Origin of the sequence: Delftia lacustris (genome assembly GCF_040267515.1) — a bacterium.
In the GTDB taxonomy this organism is placed as follows: Bacteria; Pseudomonadota; Gammaproteobacteria; order Burkholderiales; family Burkholderiaceae_C; genus Comamonas; species Comamonas tsuruhatensis.
The window spans coordinates 1,923,480-1,945,454 of the sequence record NZ_CP141274.1 but is presented as its reverse complement, the minus strand read 5'-3'; the positions used below and the strand labels follow the sequence as shown (position 1 = coordinate 1,945,454).

Here is a 21,975-nt window from a genome sequence, read left to right as displayed (position 1 = left end):
CCTGCCGCTCAGTCCAGCCGGATCGACGGGCGCAGGCGCGAATTCATCAAATCGATCAGCCACAGCAGCCCACCGCGCCAAAAGCCGTAGATGCGGGCCTGGTGCGAGCGGTACAGCATGATGTGGCTCAGCATGGCCATGCGCCCGCGGATCACGCCGCCGTTGAACAGGCCGAATTTGCCCAGCGATCCGTAGGCGTCGTAGTGGGCCAGCGACACCAGGGCGCCAAAGTCGCGGTAGGCAAAGCCTTCGGGACGGAAACCCGGCTCCTTCAGCAGGCGCGGCAGCGTCTCCACCAGATAGCGGGCCTGCTGGTGCGCCACCTGGGCGGTGGGCGGCAGCGGCACGCTGGCCCCGGGCAGGGTGAAGCTGGCGCAATCCCCCACGGCGTAGACATGGGGGTCGCTGGTCTGCAACTGGCCGTTGACCTTGAGCTGGTTGCCTTGCGTGGTCTCCAGGCCCAGCTGCGCCAGGAAGGCCGGGGCCTTCACGCCCGCTGCCCAGACGCGCAGGCCTGCGGGGACGAACTCGCCGCTGGCCAGCACGAACCCCTCTTCGCTGGCCGACTGCACGCGGCCGTTGACGATCACCGAAACGCCCAGGGCCTGCAGGCGCAGGCGCGTGGCTTCGGAAATCTCTTCAGGAAAACCGGGCAGCAGGCGTGGCCCGGCCTCGATCAGCACGATGCCGAAGCGCGCGGCCTCGCCCAGCGCGCCGTAGGCGCGGGCGCTCTCGGCCAGCTGCACCAGCTCGGCCGCCAGCTCCACGCCCGTGGCGCCGCCGCCCACGATGGCCACGCGCAGCTGCTCGCCGCTGGTCATGCAGCGCACCATGCGCAGGCGGATCTCGCTGTTGAAGGCATCGGCCTTGCGGCGCGAGTCGATCATGAAGCAGTGCTCGTCCACGCCCGGCGTGCCGAAATCATTGGCGCCGCTGCCCACGGCGATCACCAGCCTGTCGTAGGCAATGCGCCGGCCCGGCACGATCTCGCGGCCATCGGGCGCCTCGATGGGGGCCAGCAGCACCTCGCGGGCCTCGCGGTCCAGGCCGCACATTTCGCCGGGCTGGTAGGCAAAGCTGGCGTCGCTGGCCTGGGCCAGGTAGGTGGTCTGCTGCTGGGCCAGGTCGCGCGTGCCGGCGGCAATGGTGTGCAGCATGGGCTTCCAGACATGGGCCGAATCGCTGTCCACCAGGGTCACGGAGCCGATGGCCCCCGTGCGCCCCTTGCCCAGCGCCGTGGCAATCTCCAGCCCCGCCACGCCACCGCCCACGACGACGATGCGCGCCCCGCCCGATCCCGTTGCCGAACCCGCTTCTTGTTCCTTGCCCATTGCTGCTCCCTGCCGGAAGGCCCGGCCGGCCGCACCATGCGCCGGCTTGCAGGACATTCGCTTCCAGACAGTCTTGATTCTTGTCAGTTTGGGTAGCAGGCGACTTGCTAGGGGTAAGCCCCAGATCTGCAACAGATATCTGATAGAAGACCGCCGATCGCGCAAGGCCCAGTCTTGTGCAGGACCGCGCTGCAGGAAAAACATCATCCTTGCCGGATGGCCAGCCGGACCTGATCATTACGCTATCAACACAAGAGCATTCATACCGTACTTCGCGCAGTCTTGCCGACGACATGGCGGCCTGCATCTGAAGACCTGCACGAATGTCCCGCCGCAGAGCCCGCGATTTGCGATTGTCAATATACGAAACGTATATTCCCCGTATGATCGCCACCCCATGGGAATCGTCAAAATATCCGACCAATTGCACGACCAGATCCGCCTGTCCAGCGCGGCCCTGGGTCGATCCATCAACGCCCAGGCCGAGCATTGGCTGCGTGTCGGCCAGTTGGCCGAACACCATCCCCATCTCGACTACGCAGGCATCTGCGCCCTGCTGCTGCAAGAGGCCGCGGCCACGCTGAAGCTGGGCGAGCCCGAAGCAGCGCCGGCTCCCGCCGATACGGCAGCACGCCGCCCGCGCCCCGTGCGCCTGTCGGAAGGCCTGCAATGAGGGGCGCCAAGCTGCGCAGCGTCCCGCTGCACGATGCCCTCGATATCGGGCAATCACGCAAGGCCGGTGGCCTGGCCGCCCGCGTCCTGCAGATGCTGGTGCCCCACGTGCAGCCAGGCGTCAGCACCGAGCACCTGGACAGGCTCTGCCATGACTTCATCGTCGACGAACTGCGCTGCGTGCCCACCAACGTGGGCTACCACGGCTTTCCGAAGACGGTCTGCACCTCGCCCAACCACGTGGTCTGCCACGGCATCCCCGACGCCCGTCAGATCCTGCGCGAGGGCGACATCCTCAACGTCGACGTGGCCGTGACCACGCCCGAGGGCTGGATCGGCGACACCAGCCGCATGTACTACGTGGGCCAGCCCTCCAATCAGGCGCGCCGCCTGGTGGAGACCACCTACGAGGCCCTGCTGGCCGGCATCCGCGCCGTGCGCCCCGGCGCCACGCTGGGCGACATCGGCCATGCCATCCAGACCGTGGCCCAGCGCGAGCGCTTCAGCGTGGTGCGCGAGTACTGCGGCCACGGCATCGGCAAGGTCTACCACGACGACCCCCAGGTGCTGCACTACGGCCAGCCCGGCCAGGGCATGGTGCTGGAGGCCGGCATGATCTTCACCATCGAGCCCATGCTCAACGCCGGCAAGGCGGCCACGCGCGAACTGGCCGACGGCTGGACGGTGATCACCAACGACAAGTCGCTGTCCGCCCAGTGGGAGCACATGGTGGTGGTGACCGACACGGGCTTCGACGTGCTCACGCGCTGGCCCGAGGGCACGGGCAGCTACGCGGCCATCTGAGCATGGCGTCCAACTACCTGTACCTGGGCCTGGCCATCGTCGCCGAGGTGGCGGCCACCTCCTGCCTCAAGCAGTCCGAAGGCTTCACGCGGCTGTGGCCCAGCGTGGTCACGGTCCTGGGCTACGCGCTGGCCTTCTACTTCCTGTCGCTGACGCTGCGCACCGTGCCCACGGGCGTGGCCTATGCGATCTGGTCCGGCGCGGGCATCGTGCTGATCTCCCTGGTCGGATGGCTCTGGCAGGGCCAGACGCTGGACCTGCCCGCGCTGGCGGGCATGGGCCTGATCGTGGCGGGCGTGCTGGTCATCCAGCTGTTTTCCAAGACGGCCGGACACTGAGCCGCTGCCCGCGCTGCGGCCCGGCCCTCAGCCCGTGATGGCCTGGACCGACCCGGCCTGGCGGCGCAGCTCGAACTTCTGGATCTTGCCCGTGCTGGTCTTGGGCAGCTCGCCAAAGACCACGGCGCGCGGCACCTTGTAGCCGGCCAGGTGCTTCTTGCAGTGGGCCACGATGTCTTCGGCCGTGGTCTGCGCGCCGGCCTTCAGCTCGATGAAGGCGCAGGGCGTCTCGCCCCACTTGGGATCGGGCTTGGCCACCACGGCGGCGGCCATCACGGCCGGGTGGCGGTAGAGCACGTCCTCGACCTCGATGGACGAGATGTTCTCGCCGCCCGAGATGATGATGTCCTTGCTGCGGTCCTTGATCTGTATATAGCCGTCCGGATGCTGCACGGCCAGGTCGCCCGTGTGGAACCAGCCGCCGCGGAAGGCCTCGTCCGTGGCCTGCGGGTTCTTCAGGTAGCCCTTCATGGCGATGTTGCCCTGGAACATGATCTCGCCCATGGTCTGGCCGTCATGGGGCACGGGTTCCATGGTCTCCGGATCGAGCACGCTGGCCGAGCGCTGCAGGTGGTAGCGCACGCCCTGGCGTGAATTGAGGCGCGCGCGTTCGCCGATGTCCAGCCCATCCCAGGCTGCGTGCTTGGCGCAGACCGTGGCCGGGCCGTAGACCTCGGTCAGGCCGTAGACATGGGTGATGTCGAAGCCCAGCTGCTCCATGCCCTCGATCATCGACGCCGGCGGCGCCGCGCCCGCCACCATGGCCTTGACCCCGGCGGGCACGCCCTCCTTCATGGCGGCCGGCGCATTGACCAGCAGGCCGTGCACGATGGGCGCGCCGCAGTAATGCGTGACGCCGTGGTTGCGGATGGCGTCGAAGATGGCCTGCGCCTCCACCCGGCGCAGGCAGACATTGACCCCCGCGCGTGCCGCCACCGTCCACGGAAAGCACCAGCCGTTGCAATGGAACATGGGCAGGGTCCACAGGTAGACGGCGTGCTTGGGCATGTCCCACTCCAGCACATTGCTGATGGCATTGATGGCCGCACCCCGGTGGTGGTAGACCACGCCCTTGGGGTTGCCCGTGGTGCCGCTGGTGTAGTTCAGCGCAATGGCGTCCCACTCGTCGGCGGGCAGCTGCCAGTCGAAACCGGCATCGCCGCCGGCCACGAAATCGTCGTAGTCCAGGCTGCCCACCTGCTCGGCGGCCGGGCCGTACAGCGCGTCCTCGACCTGGATCACCAGCAGCGGCGCGCTGCGCTGGCGCAGCTTCAGCGCCTTGGCCACCACGCCCGTGAACTCCGGGTCCACGATCAGCACCTTGGCCTCGCCATGGTCCAGCATGAAGGCGATGGTTTCCGCATCCAGCCGCGTGTTCAGCGCATTGAGCACGCCCCCCGCCATGGGCACGCCGAAATGCGCCTCCACCATGGGCGGCGTATTGGGCAGCATCACGGCCACGGTGTCGTTCTTGCCCACGCCCGCCTTGTGCAGGCTGCTGGCCAGCTGGCGGCAGCGCGCATAGGTCTCGCCCCAGTGGCGGCGCAGCGTGCCGTGGACCACGGCCAGCCGATCGGGATAGACCTCGGCCGTGCGGGCGATGAAGCCCAAGGGGCTGAGCGGCGCATGGTTGGCGCTGTTGCGGTCCAGGTGCTGGTCGTAAATGTGGGTCATCGTGGTCTCCGGTTCGCTGGGTTTTCTGGTGAGATGCCCGCCTGCCGCCGCAGGCTGGCGAAACCTGAAGATATAGCAAGACAGGCTTACACAAGCTTGATGCGCATCCACCCGGATCGCCACCGCACAGGCCCGGATAACCAAAGCGGCATGCATGGTCTTTGCAGAGCATCAAAACTTTCAGAATTTCATGAAAATTGAAAATACCTATGCAGAACAATCACTTGACCTGCCTGCAGGCGCGCCTGTGACTGTCCCCCAGGCGACTGCACAACCAGGGTCCTCTATAAGACATCATTTATCAGATGACTCGGCCGCACGGCCCCGGCTTCACTCGTAGAATCGCCGCTTGGATTCGCCGGCCAGCACCGCTGGAAGGCGAATAAGGAGTTCCTAGAGGAGTCGCCTGGCAACGCTCCAGGCATCGTTGGAGACGAGCCTGCACCCCACCGGTGCAGGCTTTTTTTTTGCTTCAGCGCAGGCTCAGGGACTGGCGCTTCCAGGCCGGGTCCTGCCAGCGCTGGAACAGCGGCAGGGCGGACACATCGCCGGTCACGCGCTCGGTGGCCAGGCCGTCCAGCCGCACCACTTCGAAGCTCTTGCGGTAGCGGCCCTGGCCACGGGCCTCGCGCGCCACCAGCATCAGCTGGCCGCCAGGCACCCAGCCCGCCCATTCGGCCACGCCGGTCTCCGGCGCGGTGGCGGCGGGGGGAAGCACATCGGCCAGCCAGCCGCCTTCGGTCTTGCGCAGCACCCACAGTTCGCGCCAGCCTTCCAGCGGCTGCACGGCCAGGGCCACGGCCGTGCCCTCGCGGTTGGTGCTGGCCGATGCAGCCCACACCAGGCCATAGGTGCAGCGGCGCAGCAAAGGGGCCTTGGCGCCGTGCTGGGCGTCCACCAGCAGCACGCAGGTTTCGCCGGCAGCACCGGGCTCGGTCAGCAGCGTCGGGCGGGCTCCGGCAGCAGGAGCCGCAGCAGCAACAGGCGCCAGCGCCCAGCGCACGGCGCTCACCCGCATGGCCGCGTCGTTGTAGGCGCTCTGGTCTTCATCGGGCAGCTCGGACTTGCTGACGCCCGTGAACTCGGCCAGCGCCCGGGCGGCCGATGCCGCCACGGCAGGGTCGGCCATGCTTTTGCGCGCCTGCTGAAAGGCCAGCGCGCCCCACACGCTGGCGCGGCGCATCTGCACGCGGCCGCGCAGGTAGGGCGGCAGGCCGGTCACATCCACGCGCTCCAGCACATCGGCCTGCCAGGCGTACAGGCGGGCGCGCTCATGGGCCGGCAGATCGGGGTCCACGCATTCGGGCCGTGTCAGCGCCAGGGCGGCGCGGGCGCGCTGCGGCGCGTCGGCGGCGGGCATGGCCAGCACGCGGCGGAAAAATTCGCCTTCATAGCAGACCTGCATGCGGCTTTCGACCTCATAGGTCGCAAAGCGCAGGCCGTAGCCGTTGGCCACATCCAGGTGGGCCGACAGCGTGGCGCCCGAGGCCTTGCCGGGCGCAGCTGCGGAGGCGCGCCGCGCCAGCCGGTCGGCAAAGCCGCCCAGTGCGTCGAAGGCCTGCGCGCCTTCGGCGCCGGCCAGGGTCCTGGCGGGCGCGGCCTGCAGGTAGGCGGCCGCCAGGCCGATGCCCAGCGCCTCGGCACCGGGCGTGTCCTGCACGAAGCGCAGCACGGCCAGCAAGGCGGGGGCATCGGCCTCGGTCATGGCCACGCGGCGCACATCGCCGGCGCGGATGAAGCCGCCCCGCTCGCGCTTGTGGTCCCAGACCTGGAGGTAGTCCAGGCGTTCGCCCCTGATCTCCAGCACCTCTCCCTGCCACAGGCTGGCCTGCTGCTGGGCGCCATCGCGCGGCGCGGCGCGCAGGCTGGCCTGGTCCTGCACCACGATGGCGCTGCCCATGCCGGTGGCCAGCGCTGCGGCGGCCAAGGTCGATACGGTCAGCATGGCTTATTGCTCCTGAACGGCTGCGTTGGCATCTTCGGCCGCCACGGAGGCTGCGCCGGCCTGTGCGTTGCGGCTGCCGCCCAGCAGGGCCGCGCCGATGAAGTCGCCATTGGTCGGCGGGGGCGCGATGATGACCTGGATCTTGTCCGAGAGCTTGTCGGCCAGCGTCTTCTGGATGAGCAGCGGGTAGCGCGTGACCAGGGTGCCTTCGCGCGCCATCTGCTCGGCGTTGACCTTGCCCAGGCGGTCCATGCGGAAGGCCTCGGCCTCGGCCAGCTTCTGGCGTGCATCGGCTTCGCCGTTGGCCTCGATGCGGCGGGCCTGGGCGCTGCCCTCGGCAGCTTTCACGCGGGCCACGCGCTCGGCCTCGGCCTCCAGCTGGCGCTGCTCGATCTGGCGCTGCTTGAAGGGCAGCACATGCTTCATGGCCTCTTCCTGGGCACGCGCCGCAATCACCTGCTCGCGTGCGGCGGCTTCGGCGGCCACTTCGCGGCGCACCTTGTCGGCATTGGCGTCCAGCTCGGTTTCCTTGACGCGCTTGTCCTTGAGTTCCAGCGTGTAGCGCATCTTCTCGGAGGCCAGCTCCTCGGCCAGCAGGCTGTCCATGCCGCGGCGGTACTCGGCGGGCAGGTCCACCTTGCCGATCTGGATGCTGCGCAGCGTCACGCCGTCGGCCGCCAGGCGCGTGCGCAGTTCGGTTTCCATGATCTGGGCGATCTCGGCGCGCTTGGTCGAGAAGATCTCGCGCACGGTGTAGCGTGCGAACACCTTGTAGACCAGGCCCTGCACGGCGGGCTCCACGATGTCGCCGCCTATGTCCAGAGGCAGGTTGCCGGCCTTGACGGCGGGCGATGCGGGATCAAGCGCATAGCGCACGTTCAGGTCCAGACCCAGGGACAGGCCCTCGACCGACTGCAGGGGTGCGCTGCCATTGGCCTGGCGCATGGCCTCCGGACGGTAGCTCTGGTCGCGCAGAGAGAACACGCGCACCGTGTGCAGGCCCGGAACCACCCACACGCTGCCATCGCGCCACAGGCTGACGGAGCCCGTGAACTGGTTCAGGCGCACGCCCAGCGTGCCCTGCTCCAGGTGCTGCACGGGCGGGTTGCGCACCACCACCAGGCCGGCCGCCACCACCACGGCGCCGATGGCCAGCCAGCGCACGGTACGTGCCGTGGGCAGCAGGACTGCCCAGTCCACGGGCTGGCGGCGGGGCGCGTTGCACGGCAGCGTGCCGGCGTCGGCTGCAGGCTCGGAGAAATCGGCGGTGCCGGCTCCGTCCAGGCGGGCGGACTTGCGGCCCGTCAGGGCCTGCATGATGCGGTTCCAGGTGGCTTTCATGGTGTTCTCTCTCTCGGCTGTGATGGCTGTTGTTGGCTGTTGTTGGTTGTTTCTGAGGCACCGGAAACAGGGGTGGCTCATTGAGGACCGATTGTTCGGATCCACCCCGGAAGCAACAACGCAGCGCACGGACCAAAGCGCTCACACCGGCGGCGCAAACGCTCCGGCCCCGGAAGAAAAACTCACACCCGGGCCGGCGCAGGGCCGAGATAATCCCGCGAACACCGCCACGGCGGCCTCCCCGACCCCACCCCTGCACAGCCCCATGACCCGTATCGCCGTGATCGAAGACGACCTGCCCACCAGCAACCAGTTGGCGGGATGGATACGCAGTGCGCGCAGCGGCATCGTGATCGACCAGTGGTTCACGCGCGACGAGGCCGAGGCCGCCCTGGCCCGCGAACACTACGACGCCGTGGTGCTGGACATCGAGCTGGGCCGCGAGCGCCATGCCGGCGTGGCCCTGATCAACGCCATCAACAAGCTGGGCCAGGGCACGCCGGTGCTGGTGGTCTCGGCCATGCCGGCCGCCATCTACCGCAGCATCATGAAAGCGCTGGACGCCTGGGACTACCTGCAAAAGACCACCTTCGAGGAGGCGGACTTCATCGAGACCTTCCTCGACATCCTGCGCACCACGCAGCGTGCGGCGCCCGTGGCCGCGCAGGCCGCCGCAGCGCCCGCAGGCGATGCCCTGGTGCTGGACCCGCTGTGGCAGCGCACGCCCACCTGGCGCGGAGAGCGCATCAACCTGCCGCTGACGGCCCAGCGCATCCTGGCCACGCTGCACCAGCGCAGCGGCGAAGTGGTGTCCTACGACGAGCTGTTCGAGGTGGTCAAAAGCGGCCGCAACCGCGACAACGTGCGCAAGCACGTCAGCACCATCCGCGAGGCCCTGCGCGAGGTGGACCCGGGCTTCGAAGGCATAGAGAACGTACCCATGCGCGGCTTTCGCTGGGTGGGCCAGGCCGGCGCCGCCGCCCGCGCATGAAGCGCCTGCTCAACCCCAAACTGGAGCTGCCCCGGCTGGAAGTTCCGCGCCTGGGCCTGGCCGCCTTCCGCCAGCGCATCCTGCTGCGCGGCGTGTTCGTGCTGCTGGCCGTGGCCACGGTGGCGCTGAGCGTGGTGGTGCTCAAGGACGAGAAGGAACGCGCCTGGCAGGCCTACCAGCACGGCTTTGTGCGCAGCCAGGCCGAGGTCATGGCGCGGCTGCGCCATCCTTCGGGACGCTTGGCCCTGCTCAATGCCGGACACCTGGGCCAGGGCGTGACACCGCTGGCGCCGCTGCTGCTGCCCTACGCGGCCATCGACTTCGACGATCCGCAAAAGTCCCAGCAGGCCGTGGAGATGGCCGGCTGCTCGGTGCAGTATCCCGATGGCGCCTCGCTGTGCGCGGCCATCGGCAACAATCCCTACGCAGGCGGCTTCATCTATCTGGTGGGCAGCTTCTTCGCAGGCGAGCTGACACCGCGCGAGCGCGGCTCGCGCGAGCCCGCCCAGGCGCACCGCACCCGCATCACGCTGGACATGCGCGGCAGCACCTACCGCTGGATCGCCCCCTATGAGGCCATGCCGCAGCAGGGCAGCAGGGCCGGCAACGGCGAGCACGGCCGGCTCACCGGCTTTGTGGACAACGGCACGCCCCAGCTTGACGCCCGCGCGCGGCCCGTGCGCGATTTCCGTGGCTGGCTCTGGCAGAACGGCCATTGCCGCGACCTGCCGCCTGGCGTGCAGGGCCATGCGGGCAATGACAAGACGCCCCCTGCAGCCGATTGCCTGCGCCGCACGCACTACTCCATCCGCCTGCCGGTCGAGCTGTTCCGCGAGGCCCTGTTCCGCAGGGACGTGCGCCCCGTCTGGCCGCCCGAAGACCTGGGCAGCATGCGTGTGCGCGTGGAAATGCTGGCCCCGGGCGAGGCGGCCGCGCCCCTGTTCGACAGCAATGCGCCGGGGGCGCAGCTGGCCGCCTCGCTCAACGACATCTCGCGCAGCCTGCTGCCCGGCGAGCGCGTGCAGATCCGCAAGGTGGGTGCCGACGAGGCCAGCGCCATCACCCTCAAGGGCGTGGATGTGCAGGCCGCGCCGTCGGCGCCCTGGCTGCTGCGCCTGATCAGCTGGCTGCCGCTGCATGCAGCCGGCGTCTCCGCCGCCACCATGACCCCGGCCGTGCCCACGGGCCAGGACATTCTGGACACGCCCACGGGCAACTACACCGTCAGCTTCACCGGCCACCCGCGCGATGTGGAGCAGGGCCTGGCCGCCGTGGCCACGCGCCTGTCCTGGTACCTGGGCGCCATGCTGGCCGCCATTGCGCTGGCCTGGCTGATCGTCGAGCTGGGGCTGATCCGCCGCGTGACCGCCCTCACCCGGCGCGCCGCCGCCGTGTCGTACAACGTGCAGGACGGCCATGTCGGCCCACGCCTGGGCGACCTCGAAGTGTCGGACCTGCGTGGTTCCGACGAGCTGGGCATTCTGGCCGGCGGCCTGGCCGACCTGCTGCAGCGCGTGAAGGACGACCTGCAGCGCGAGCAGCTGCGCGCCCAGCAGGAGCGGGACATGTGGCATGCCGTGGGCCACGAGATCATGTCGCCCCTGCAATCGCTGATGGTGCTGTACGGCCCCGACGACCCCGGCCACCGCTATGTGCAGCGCATGCAGCAGGCCGTGCATGTGCTCTACGGCACGGCATCGCCGGCCGAGGCGCTGCAGGCCGCCACAGTGCCGGAGGGCCGGCTGGACCTGGACGCCTTCCTCAGCCACGTGGCGGCCAACGCGCACTATGCGGGCATTGCCGATGTGGTCTACGAAAGTGGGAACAAGAGCGGGAGCGCGGGAGCCGCCGGCGCCGTGATCGTGCGCGCCGACGAATTTGCCCTGGAGGACGTGGTCACCCACATCCTGCGCAATGCCGACAGCTACCGTCCGGCCGGCACGGCCATCACGCTGTCGCTGTCGGCCTCCGAGTCCACCGCCAGCGCCACGCTGCACAACCAGGGCGCCACCATTGCGGAGGACCTGCTGGAGCGCATCTTCGAGCTGGGGGTGTCCGCGCCCCAGGAGCCTTCTGCCGCCAGCGGCGCCGAGCACCGGGGACAGGGCCTGTTCGTGGCCAGGACCTACATGGCCAAGATGGGCGGCACGATCAGGGCCCACAACACGCGCGATGGCGTGGCCTTCACGCTGACCTTCCAGCGCCTGGGCTGAGGGCCGGGCGCTGCCGGCCAGTGCCCCCGGGGCACGGCCGGATGGCCCCGCGAAGGCACAATACGCGGGTGTCCATTCCCCAATCGTTCATCCAGGAGTTGCTCGCGCGCGTCGACGTGGTCGACATCGTGGGCCGTTACGTACAGCTCAGGAAGGGCGGCGCCAACTTCATGGGCCTGTGCCCTTTCCACAGCGAGAAGTCGCCTTCCTTCACCGTCAGCCCCAGCAAGCAGTTCTATCACTGCTTCGGCTGCGGCAAGAACGGCAACGCCATCGGTTTTCTGATGGACCATGCCGGCATGGGCTTCGTCGAAGCGGTGCAGGATCTTGCCGGTCAGGTCGGCCTGCAGGTGCCGCAGGACGACATCAGCCCGGCCGAGCGCGAGCGTCAGGCCGCCCAGAAGCAGAAACAGGCCACCCTCACCGACGTGCTGGAAAAGGCCGGCGAATCTTTCCGCAAGCACCTGAAGGCCTCCCCCCAGGCCATCGAATACCTCAAGCGCCGCGGTGTCTCGGGCGAAACCGCCAGGCGCTTCGGCCTGGGCTATGCGCCCGCCGGCTGGCGCAACCTGGCCAGCGTGTTTGCGCATTACGACGATCCGCAGCTCGAAGAATCGGGCCTGGTCATCGTCGGCGAGGACGACGGCAAGCGCTACGACCGCTTCCGCGACCGGCTGATGTTTCCCATCCGCAACGTCAAGGGCGAGTGCATAGGCTTCGGCGGCCGCGTCTTCGGCGACGAGAAGCCCAAATACCTGAATTCGCCCGAAACCCCGGTGTTTCACAAGGGGCGCGAGCTCTACGGCCTGTTCGAGGCCCGCACCGCCCTGCGCGACATGGGCTATGCGCTGGTCACCGAAGGCTATATGGACGTGGTGGCCCTGGCCCAGCTGGGCTTTGCCAACGCCGTCGCCACGCTGGGCACGGCCTGCACGCCCGATCACATTCACAAACTGTTTCGATTTACTGACGCCGTCGTTTTCAGCTTCGACGGCGACGGGGCGGGCCGGCGCGCCGCGCGCAAGGCGCTCGATGCGGCCCTGCCCTATGCCAGCGACACGCGCAGCGTCAAATTCCTCTTCCTGCCCGCCGAACACGACCCGGACAGCTTCATCCGCGAATACGGCAGCGAAGCCTTTGCCCGCTACGTGGGCGACGCGCTGCCGCTGAGCCGCTTTCTCATCGAGGCGGCCAGCGAAGGCTGCGACCTGGGCCAGGCCGAAGGCCGTGCCCACATGGCCAGCAATGCCCGCCCCCTGTGGACGGCCCTGCCTGACGGCGCGCTCAAGCGCCAGCTGCTGGGCGAGATCGCCGAACTCGTGCAGCTCGATGCGCGCGACCTCTCCGACCTGTGGTCGCAGGAAGCCGCTCGCAGCGGCCCGGCGCGGGGCTCCATGGCCGGCGGTGCTTCCCATCCGGGCCAGCAGGCCGGCCATGCACCGGCCGCGCCCGACTGGGGCCAGCCTGTCGAATACGGCGCGCCTTCGGGCTGGCACGAGCGTGGCGGCCATGGAAGCGGCGCGGGCGGCTGGCGCAGCGGCGAGCCCGGGCGCGGCGGCAAAAAGCCCTGGCCGCGCAAACCCTGGGACAAGAATGGCCGGGCCGACTTCAACCCGCCCCCCATGGGCCCGCGTGGCGCGCCAGCCACACGCACCGACCAGGCGGCACGCCTGCTCATGGCGCACATGGAATTCATGGAAGAACTCACCCACGAGGACTTCGAGGCACTGGCGCACTGCTCAGGCGAACATGGCGCCATGTTCCGCTGGATGGAGGCACAGTTCCAGGAATCCGGTGCCCGGCCCTTTGCCGTGCTGCGCGAACAACTGCGCGGCCTGCCTCACGAAACGCTGGCAGACAGGCTCATGAGCGGCCCCCACGCGCATCCCGAGGGCGAACTGCCCGAGCTGCGCCGTGAGTTGCGTGATGTCCTCAATCGCATGGTCATCGTCCACATCAAGGCCCAGATCGACGAAGCTTTGCGCGACATGGCACGGGACCCCAGCGCCGCCCAGCGCTATCGCGATCTCTTTGCCCGACAGCAGGCCCTGGAAAACCAGATGCGCACTTCCTCTTGAAATCGAGGTAAGCAGATATAATTGGGGGCTATCGGCAAGAGCGACAGCAGCACCTCCGGACCGGGCCCCGTGACGAACTCACGTGATTGCAGCAACTGCACGGCCCAATTTCCCGCAAGGACTGCACACCAAATGATCGCCCAGACATCTTGCCTGGAATATGTACGCTTCCCTGGCGGGCCTAGTCCGTCCGCGCGCGCTTAGGCGGCGCTTGTTTGAGTTTCCCTTTGTGTGTGTTCGCTCCCGACCGTGAGGTGCTCATGCCCGTTTCAAAGTCCGTGAAGTCCAAGCAGGCCCCCGAAGCTCCAGCGAAGCCCAAGACTTCGACAACCTCTTCAGCCCCGGCCGTCAAGGCCGGTGCCGGCAAAGCCGCTGCAGGACCGAAGAGCGCCGCATCTGCGGCCAAAGCAAAGAAAGATACCGACGTGGTAACCAAGTCCCAAGCCGAACTCAAAGCCATGGCCGACGAACTGCTCGCCGCCGCGACGCCCAAGCGTGGCCGCAAGAAGGCAGCCGAAGGCGACGACGCCCCCGCCCAGACAGAAAAGAAGCCTGCTGCCGCCAAGAAGGCGCCGGCCAAGGCCGCCACTTCCACCGCTGCAGCCAAGACCCCCGCCAAGCGCGGCCGCAAGCCCAAGGCCAAGGAAGCGGGCGACGACATGGACGACGCCGACCTGTCGGACATCGATGGCGACATCGATGGCGAAGTGGAAGGCGAAGTCGAGACCGAAGTGGAAGTCGAGGTCGAGGCCTCCTCGGCCCCGGCTGAAAAGGTCAAGCCCCTGCGCATGAAGATCAGCAAGGCCAAGGAACGGGCCTTGATGAAGGAATTCGGCCTGGACGAAACCGTCCTGACCGAAGAGGAAATGTCCACCCGCCGCCAGCGCCTGAAGGCGCTGATCAAGCTGGGCAAGACGCGCGGCTACCTGACGCACAGCGAAATCAACGACCACCTGCCCGACAAGCTGGTCGATGCCGAGACGCTGGAAGTCGTGATCTCCATGCTCAACGACATGGGCGTGGCCGTCTACGAGCAGACCCCCGACGCGGAAACCCTGCTGCTGAACAACACGGGCCAATCCGCCACCACCGAAGAGGAAGCCGAGGAAGAGGCCGAAGCCGCCCTGTCCACGGTGGACTCCGAATTCGGCCGCACCACCGACCCCGTGCGCATGTACATGCGCGAAATGGGCACGGTGGAGCTGCTGACGCGCGAAGGCGAGATCGAAATCGCCAAGCGCATCGAAGGCGGCCTGATGGACATGATGGAGGCCATCTCGGCCTCGCCCGCCACCATCGCAGAAATCCTGGCCATGTCCGAGGAAATCCGCGAAGGCAAGGTCGTCATCTCCACCATCGTCGACGGTTTCGTCAACGCCAATGAGAACGACGACTACGTGGCCGAAGAAGACTTCGACGAATACGACGAAGAGGACGACGACGACGGCAAGGGCGGCTCCAAGGCACTGACCAAGAAGCTCGAAGAACTCAAGAACGAGGCGCTGCGCCGCTTCGACGCCATGCGCGAGAACTTCGACAAGATGCACAAGGTGTACGACAAGGAAGGCTACGGCACGCCCACGTACATCAAGGTGCAGAAGGCCCTGACCGAAGAGCTGATGACCATCCGCTTCACGGCCAAGACCATCGAGAAGCTGTGCGACCTCGTGCGTGCCCAGGTCGATGACGTGCGCAAGAAGGAACGCGAGCTGCGCAAGATCATCGTGGACAAGTGCGGCATGCCGCAGGAAACCTTCATCGCCCAGTTCCCGCCCAACCTGCTGAACCTGCAGTGGGTGGTGGAGCAGGTCGCGGCGGGCAAGCCCTGGAGCAGCGTGCTGGAGCGCAATGTCCCGCCCGTGCAGGAACTGCAGCAGAACCTGATCGACCTGCAATCGCGCGTGGTCGTGCCGCTGGACGAGCTCAAGCGCATCAACAAGCGCATGAACGACGGCGAGCGCGCCAGCCGTGACGCCAAGAAGGAGATGATCGAGGCCAACCTGCGCCTGGTGATCTCCATCGCCAAGAAGTACACGAACCGCGGCCTGCAGTTCCTGGACCTGATCCAGGAAGGCAACATCGGCCTGATGAAGGCCGTGGACAAGTTCGAATACCGTCGCGGCTACAAGTTCTCGACCTATGCCACGTGGTGGATCCGCCAGGCCATCACGCGCTCGATCGCCGACCAGGCGCGCACCATCCGCATCCCGGTGCACATGATCGAGACCATCAACAAGATGAACCGCATCTCGCGCCAGCATCTGCAGGAGTTCGGCTTCGAGCCCGATGCGTCCATCCTGGCGGCCAAGATGGAGATCCCGGAAGACAAGATCCGCAAGATCATGAAGATCGCCAAGGAGCCGATCTCCATGGAAACGCCGATCGGCGACGACGACGATTCGCACCTGGGCGACTTCATCGAGGACACCAACAACACCGCTCCCGTGGACGCCGCCATGCAGGCCGGCCTGCGCGACGTGGTCAAGGACATCCTCGACGGCCTGACCCCGCGCGAAGCCAAGGTACTGCGCATGCGCTTCGGCATCGAAATGTCCACCGACCACACGCTGGAAGAAGTGGGCAAGCAGTTCGACGTCACGCGCGAACGCATCCGCCAGATCGAGGCCAAGGCCCTGCGCAAGCTCAAGCATCCGAGCCGCTCGGACAAGCTGCGCAGCTTCATCGACTCGCTGTAAGGCGCTGTGGATGCCGGCCCCCGGGCCGGCAACCACCCCCTGAAAAGCCCCGCACTCCCCTGCGGGGCTTTTTGTTTGTGGCGAGCCATCTGCCGGGCAGGGCGACGGTGGCGCGATAGACTGCCGCCTTTGTCTGCAAGGGCATCAGCATGGCTATCGAAATCGAACGCAAGTACCTTGTGGCCGACCCCGGCGTCGTGACCGGCCTGACCGGCGTGCGCATGGCGCAGGGATACATCGCCGACAACGGCATGTGGGTGCGGGTGCGCATCGCCGGGGACGCCGGATTTCTCACGCTCAAGGGGCCGGCACGCGGCATGAGCCGCGCCGAATTCGAATACCGGATTCCGCTGGCCGACGCCGAGACGCTGCTGGCCCAGCACTGCGCGCATGGCGCACTCGAAAAGGTGCGCTACATCGTGACGGTGGACGGCTTCGACTTCGAGGTCGATGTATTCGAAGGCCCGCTGGCCGGGCTGGTCACGGCCGAGATCGAACTGGCCAGCGAGGATATCCAGCCGCCCTCGCCCGCCTGGCTGGGAGCGGAGGTCACCGCTGATCTTCGCTACAGCAACGCGCAACTGGCCAAGACCCGGCAGGTGCCTTCACCGGCCGTGCTGCCGGGCTGATGCAGGACGGCCTTGTGGACGCCCCGGGGCTACGGGGGGCTACAGGGGGCCACCAGGGGGCGACAGAGGCCGCAGGGACTGACTGCCGGAACTTCCTGCGCTGTGCAGCGGTTCAGCCGCCGGCCCGGTCCAGGGCCATCGTCTGCACGCGCAGTTCGCAGCCCTCGCGCAGCGGCTGCAGCCCGCCCACAGGCCGGAAGCCGTTCGCCAGGTACAGGCGCATGGCGGGAGAGTCGGCATCGGTCACACCCAGCCGCACACGCTGCATGCCCTTGTGCCAGGCCCAGGCGACGGCCTGGGCCAGCAGGGCCTGGCCCGCACCCCGGCCACGCACGGCGGGATCGACCCACATCTGGAAGAGATCGGCCACGCCGGGCTCGGGGGCACACAGCTTGCACCAGAGCAGGCCGCAGGCCTGGCCGCCGTTGACGGCGAAGAGCACCCTGTCCCTGCCGCCGGCAACGGCGGCCTGCAGCCGCGCAGCCCAGTCCGCGTCAACCCTTGCGGCCTCCGACTCCCAGGTGCTGCCGAAGGCGTCGGGTGCATCGCGCAGGGCACGCAGGCGGATATCCCGGTACTGCGGCCATTCATGGGGTTCAACGGGGCGGATGGAGATCATGGTGCGTCCTTAGGCAGACAAAAAAGGGTTGGCATCGGGAGCCAAGGCGGCGCCCGGCCGGATGGTCCGGCCCGGGCCTCAGCGCCGGCCATGCCGGGCTCCGAGCACTGCCAGCATGCGGAAGAAGGCTGCGCCTATCTCTTCCTCGGAAACGCAGGCATACCCCAGCAGCAGGCCACGCCGCCGGTGCGGACCCGCGTAGTAGCGCGACAGCGGCTTGACGAAGATGCCGGCCTGCCGGAGGTCCTCGGCGAGCACGACATCATCGTCCTGCCCGGGCAGCTGCATCACGAAATGCAGCCCCGCGCCGCTATCCACCCAGGGCAGGTGGTCGGCGCCCAGATAGCGCTCGATCAAGGCCATCAGCATGCGGCGGCGCTTGCCGTAGAGCAGGCGCATCTTGCGGATGTGGGCGGCGTAGTGGCCTTCCACGATCAGTTCGGCGATGACCTGCTGCGGCAGCTGGTGACCCTCTCGGTACAGCTCGGAATGGATGCGGCGCAGCGGCTCGGCCAGGGTCGGGGGCAGCACCATGTAGCCCATGCGCAGTCCCGGGTAGAGGGTCTTGCTGAAGGTGCCTATGTAGATGACGGGCGCGTCCTCCTCCATGCCCTGCATGCTGGGCACAGGGCTGCCGGAGAACCGGAATTCGCTGTCGTAGTCGTCCTCGACGATCCAGGCCCCCACCCGGCGCGCGTAGGCGATCAGCGCGCGGCGCCGCGCCATGCTCATGACGGCGCCCAGCGGGTACTGGTGCGAGGGAGTGACGAAGATCAGCCGCGGCACGGGCAGGCAGTCCGGCAGATGCATGCCCTCCTCGTCCACTGGCACGCTGTGCAGGCTCAGCCCGTGCTGCATGCGCAACACGTTGGCGATGCCCCAGTAGCCCGGCTCCTCCATCCAGACGCAGTCGCCAGGGTCGGCAAGGCTGCGCACCACCAGGTCGATGGCCTGGTGCACGCCTTCTGTGATCAGCACCTGGTCGGGCGCGCAGTTCACCGAGCGCGCCACGCGCAGGTGCTCGGCCAGCGCCTGCTTGAGCGCCTCCACGCCGCCGCGCGTGCCATAGGTGAGCAGCTGCGGCCCGGCGTGTCGCAGCAGGCGATTGTGGATGCGCGCGTAGGCGGCGCGCGGGAACTGCGTCACGTCGGGCACGCCAGGCATGAAGGCGCCCCATTGCTGCTCCGAAGCCTGGGCGGTTTTCAGCAAGGCCTGTGCCTGCACGGACAGGCCGCCGCCAGGCGCAGGCGCTGCGGCGGCAGCGCGGCGGGCGGGTGCACGTCCGCCGCTCAGCAGCATGGCCGCAGGCAGGGTGTCGACCACCTGCGTGCCACGCCCGACCTGGCTGCGCACATAGCCCTCCACCTGCAGCTGCTCATAGGCATGGTTGACGGTGTTGCGCGACACATCCAGCTCGCGGGCCAGGTCGCGCGAGGCCGGCAGGCGGCTGCCCGGCAACAGGGCCCCGCTGTCCACGGCCTGGCGCAGCGCCAGGTACAGGGCCCGGTTCAGGCGGACGCGGTCCCCGCCCAGCCCGCGCCAGTCCATCTGGAGGATGAGGTCCGCGCACACGGAGGGTTTTGCCATGTCTGCCTTGCCTGCGTTGCCTGCCTTGTGGAAGCGATGGTGGCGAACTCGATTGGCACCATCATCTTTTCAAAAGATGGCTCCATTCATGGAACCAATCGCCACTATAACCGTAAGCATTGCAGCCACCTCAACGGAGACCTTCCCATGTCCAGCGCCGCCACCAACGACACCACCAGAGCCTCGTCCGTCAACCAGCAACTCCAGAGCCGGCGCACCGCCGCCATGCCGCGCGGCGTGGGCGTGATGTGCGGCTTCCATGCCGTGCAGGCCGACAACGCCTTGCTGACCGATGCCGAGGGCCGCCAGTACATCGACTTCGCGGCCGGCATTGCCGTGCTCAACACGGGCCACCGCCATCCGCGCGTGGTGCAGGCCGTGCAGCGCCAGCTGGAGTGCTTCACGCACACGGCCTTCCAGATCGTTCCCTATGAAAGCGCCATCGCACTGGCCGAGCGCATCAATGCACTGGCGCCCATCGACGGCCCGGCCAAGACCGCCTTCTTCACCACGGGCGCCGAGGCGGTGGAAAACGCCGTCAAGATCGCCCGCCATGCCACGGGCCGCTCGGCCGTGATCGCCTTCCAGGGCGCCTTCCACGGCCGCACCCAGCTGGGCATGGCGCTGACGGGCAAGGTGGCGCCCTACAAGCAGGGCTTCGGCCCCATGCCGGGCGAAGTCTTCCACGCGCCCTTCCCCAGCGATGTGCAGGGCATCAGCGTGCAGCAGTCGCTGGACGCCATTGCCATGCTGCTCAAGACCTCGGTGGACCCGCAGCGCGTGGCAGCCATCATCGTGGAGCCCGTACAGGGCGAAGGCGGCTTCAACCCCGTGCCTGCCGCGCTGTTCACGGGCCTGCGCCAGCTGTGCAACCAGCACGGCATGCTGCTGATCGCCGACGAGGTACAGACCGGCTTTGCACGCACGGGCAAGCTGTTTGCCATGGAGCACTACAGCGTGCGGCCCGACCTGATCACCATGGCCAAGAGCCTGGGCGGCGGCCTGCCGATCTCGGGCGTGGTCGGCCGCGCGGCCGTCATGGACGCACCCCACCCCGGCGGCCTGGGCGGCACCTATGCCGCCAACCCGCTGGCCGTGGCCGCAGCCCATGCCGTGCTCGATGTGATCGATGAAGAGCGCCTGTGCGAGCGGGCCCTGGCACTGGGCAGCCAGCTGCGCTCGCGCCTGCAGGCATTGCAGACGCAGGATGCCGGCATCGCCGAAGTGCGCGGCCTGGGCTCGATGCTGGCCGTGGAATTCCACATTCCCGGCAGCGGTGCGCCGGACGCGCAGCGCGTGGCCGCCATCGTCCAGCGTGCGCAGCAGCAAGGCCTGCTGCTGCTGACCTGCGGCCTGTACGGCAACGCCATCCGCTTCCTCTATCCGCTGACGATTCCAGAGCCGCTGTTCGGCAAGGCGCTGGACATCATCGCCAACGCCATCACCCAGACCGCGCCCCAGCCGGTCGCGGCCTGAATCCATTCCACAGCCTGAGCCTTCCCGCACCATGAGTCTTTCACTGCAACGCCCCGATCTGTTCCGCCAGGCCTGCCTGCTTGCCCAGGGCTGGCACCCCGTGGGCTCCGGCCCCGCCATCGATGTCTTCAATCCCGCCACGGGCGAGCGCCTGGGCCAGGTACCCGCCCTGCAGGCCGGCGCGGCCGAGGCCGCCATCGCCGCCGCACAGCGTGCCCTGCCCGCCTGGGCCGCGCTGACGGGCAAGCAGCGCGCCGGCATCCTGCGCCGCTGGTTCGACCTGATGCTGGCGCACCAGGACGATCTGGCGCGGCTGATGACGCTGGAGCAGGGCAAGCCCCTGGCCGAGGCGCGCGGCGAGATCGCCTATGCGGCCTCCTTCATCGAATGGTTTGCCGAGGAAGGCAAGCGTGTGGACGGCGAGCTGCTGCAGTCGCCCAACGCAGGCCAGCAGCTGCTCACGCTGCGCGAGCCCATTGGCGTGTGCGCCGCCATCACGCCCTGGAATTTCCCGGCCGCCATGATCACGCGCAAGGCCGGCCCGGCGCTGGCCGCCGGCTGCACCATGCTGGTCAAGCCGGCCGAAAGCACGCCCTTCACGGCCCTGGCCCTGGCCGTGCTGGCCGAGGAGGCCGGCATTCCCGCCGGCGTCTTCCAGGTGCTGACCGGCCATCCGCAGGACATCGGCCAGGCGCTAACGCAAAGCCCCGTGGTGCGCAAGCTCAGCTTCACGGGCTCCACGGCCTCCGGGCGGCTGCTGATGCGCCAGTGCAGCGACACGGTCAAGAAGCTGTCGCTGGAGCTCGGCGGCAATGCACCGTTGATCGTGTTTGACGATGCCGATATCGACCAGGCCGTGGCCGGCATCGTGGCCTCCAAGTTCCGCAACGCCGGCCAGACCTGCGTGTGCGCCAACCGCATCTATGTGCAGGACGGCATCCACGACGAACTGGCCCGCCGCCTGGCGCGGGCCATGGCGGAGTTCAAGGTCGGCAACGGCCTGGAGCCCGGCGTGACGCATGGCCCGCTGATCAACGAGGCGGCCGTGCAGAAGGTGGAAAGCCATGTGGCCGATGCGCTGTCCAAGGGCGCGCGCCTGCTGGCGGGCGGCAGGCGCCCGGTGCCGGGCCAGCTGTTCTTCGAGCCCACGCTGCTGGTCGATGTGAACGACAGCATGCAAGTCTGCGAGGAAGAGACCTTCGGCCCGCTGGCGCCGCTGTTCCGCTTCCATGACGAGGACGAGGTGGTGCGCCGCGCCAACGACACCATCTACGGCCTGGCCGCCTACCTGTTCACCAACGACAACCGCCGCATCTGGCGCGTGTCGCGCGCGCTGGAGTACGGCATGGTGGGCATCAACACCGGCCTGATCTCCAACGAGGTCGCACCCTTCGGCGGCGTCAAGCAGTCCGGCCTGGGCCGCGAGGGCTCGCGCCACGGCATCGAGGAATACCTGGAGACCAAGTACCTGTGCCTGCAGACGGCATGAGGGTTGCCTGACGTCCGCAATGGCACCCGGCAGGGAAGACGGCATGGGCCTTCGACGGCAGCCTGGCTAGACTGGGCGCCATCAAAGGCCCA

At 68.1% G+C, this 21,975-nt stretch carries 16 protein-coding genes; 10 read left to right on the top strand and 6 right to left on the bottom strand.

Annotation, left to right across the window (positions count from 1 at the left end; genetic code table 11):
* Positions 1-8: 8 nt before the first annotated feature.
* Entirely contained in the window at positions 9-1,331 is a 1,323-nt protein-coding gene (locus U6958_RS10215; protein WP_016447575.1) for an NAD(P)/FAD-dependent oxidoreductase, read from the bottom strand.
* Positions 1,332-1,728: 397 nt separating this feature from the next.
* On the opposite strand from U6958_RS10215, the gene U6958_RS10210 reads away from it, so the two are divergent.
* Genes U6958_RS10210 through U6958_RS10200 form a run of 3 tightly spaced genes read left to right on the top strand, consistent with a single transcriptional unit; the run spans position 1,729 to position 3,145 of the window.
* Complete coding sequence (locus U6958_RS10210) at positions 1,729-2,004, top strand: ParD-like family protein (protein WP_016447576.1); 276 nt, start codon at positions 1,729-1,731, stop codon at positions 2,002-2,004.
* Positions 2,001-2,807, top strand: a complete 807-nt coding sequence (map, locus tag U6958_RS10205) for a type I methionyl aminopeptidase (protein ID WP_046240831.1) — start codon at positions 2,001-2,003, stop codon at positions 2,805-2,807. The genes U6958_RS10210 and map overlap by 4 nt, the downstream gene beginning before the upstream one ends.
* A gap of 2 nt (positions 2,808-2,809) precedes the next feature.
* Entirely contained in the window at positions 2,810-3,145 is a 336-nt protein-coding gene (locus tag U6958_RS10200; RefSeq protein ID WP_012206837.1) for an SMR family transporter, read from the top strand.
* A 27-nt stretch (positions 3,146-3,172) separates the two neighbouring features.
* Here U6958_RS10200 and U6958_RS10195 read toward each other — a convergent pair whose 3' ends face one another.
* The 3 genes from U6958_RS10195 to U6958_RS10185 form a co-directional block, all read right to left on the bottom strand.
* Positions 3,173-4,819 carry an acyl-CoA synthetase gene (locus tag U6958_RS10195; protein WP_074920968.1) on the bottom strand — a complete coding sequence of 549 codons (1,647 nt, stop codon included), beginning with the start codon at positions 4,817-4,819 and terminating at the stop codon, positions 3,173-3,175.
* A gap of 472 nt (positions 4,820-5,291) precedes the next feature.
* Positions 5,292-6,764, bottom strand: coding sequence for a hypothetical protein (locus U6958_RS10190; RefSeq protein ID WP_074920969.1), 1,473 nt, complete (start codon positions 6,762-6,764; stop codon positions 5,292-5,294).
* A gap of 3 nt (positions 6,765-6,767) precedes the next feature.
* Positions 6,768-8,105, bottom strand: coding sequence for an SPFH domain-containing protein (locus tag U6958_RS10185; RefSeq protein ID WP_070080942.1), 1,338 nt, complete (start codon positions 8,103-8,105; stop codon positions 6,768-6,770).
* A 265-nt stretch (positions 8,106-8,370) separates the two neighbouring features.
* On the opposite strand from U6958_RS10185, the gene U6958_RS10180 reads away from it, so the two are divergent.
* The 5 genes from U6958_RS10180 to U6958_RS10160 all read left to right on the top strand — a co-directional run bounded on the left by U6958_RS10180 (position 8,371) and on the right by U6958_RS10160 (position 16,712).
* Positions 8,371-9,096, top strand: a complete 726-nt coding sequence (locus U6958_RS10180) for a response regulator transcription factor (protein ID WP_016447581.1) — start codon at positions 8,371-8,373, stop codon at positions 9,094-9,096.
* Entirely contained in the window at positions 9,093-11,309 is a 2,217-nt protein-coding gene (locus tag U6958_RS10175; RefSeq protein ID WP_074920970.1) for a HAMP domain-containing sensor histidine kinase, read from the top strand. Before U6958_RS10180 ends, U6958_RS10175 begins: the two co-directional genes overlap by 4 nt.
* A 41-nt stretch (positions 11,310-11,350) precedes the next feature.
* Entirely contained in the window at positions 11,351-13,387 is a 2,037-nt protein-coding gene (gene dnaG, locus U6958_RS10170; RefSeq protein ID WP_016447583.1) for a DNA primase, read from the top strand.
* Positions 13,388-13,647: 260 nt separating this feature from the next.
* Positions 13,648-16,083, top strand: coding sequence for an RNA polymerase sigma factor RpoD (gene rpoD, locus U6958_RS10165; protein WP_016447584.1), 2,436 nt, complete (start codon positions 13,648-13,650; stop codon positions 16,081-16,083).
* Between the two features lie 149 nt (positions 16,084-16,232).
* Positions 16,233-16,712, top strand: a complete 480-nt coding sequence (locus tag U6958_RS10160) for a CYTH domain-containing protein (RefSeq protein ID WP_074920971.1) — start codon at positions 16,233-16,235, stop codon at positions 16,710-16,712.
* Between the two features lie 112 nt (positions 16,713-16,824).
* Here the strand turns inward: U6958_RS10160 and U6958_RS10155 are convergent, their stop codons facing one another.
* On the bottom strand, positions 16,825-17,331 hold the full coding sequence (locus tag U6958_RS10155) for a GNAT family N-acetyltransferase (protein WP_016447586.1): 507 nt from the start codon (positions 17,329-17,331) through the stop codon (positions 16,825-16,827).
* 78 nt (positions 17,332-17,409) lie between these two features.
* A complete protein-coding gene (locus tag U6958_RS10150) occupies positions 17,410-18,918 on the bottom strand; it encodes a PLP-dependent aminotransferase family protein (protein WP_074920972.1) in 1,509 nt (502 codons plus the stop codon).
* Between the two features lie 147 nt (positions 18,919-19,065).
* Here U6958_RS10150 and gabT point away from each other — a divergent pair, with 147 nt between their 5' ends.
* Both gabT and U6958_RS10140 read left to right on the top strand, forming a co-directional pair.
* Positions 19,066-20,394: a 4-aminobutyrate--2-oxoglutarate transaminase gene (gabT, locus tag U6958_RS10145; RefSeq protein WP_074920973.1), complete on the top strand. Its 1,329-nt coding sequence runs from the start codon at positions 19,066-19,068 to the stop codon at positions 20,392-20,394.
* Between the two features lie 31 nt (positions 20,395-20,425).
* Entirely contained in the window at positions 20,426-21,883 is a 1,458-nt protein-coding gene (locus U6958_RS10140; RefSeq protein WP_074920974.1) for an NAD-dependent succinate-semialdehyde dehydrogenase, read from the top strand.
* Positions 21,884-21,975 lie beyond the last annotated feature (92 nt).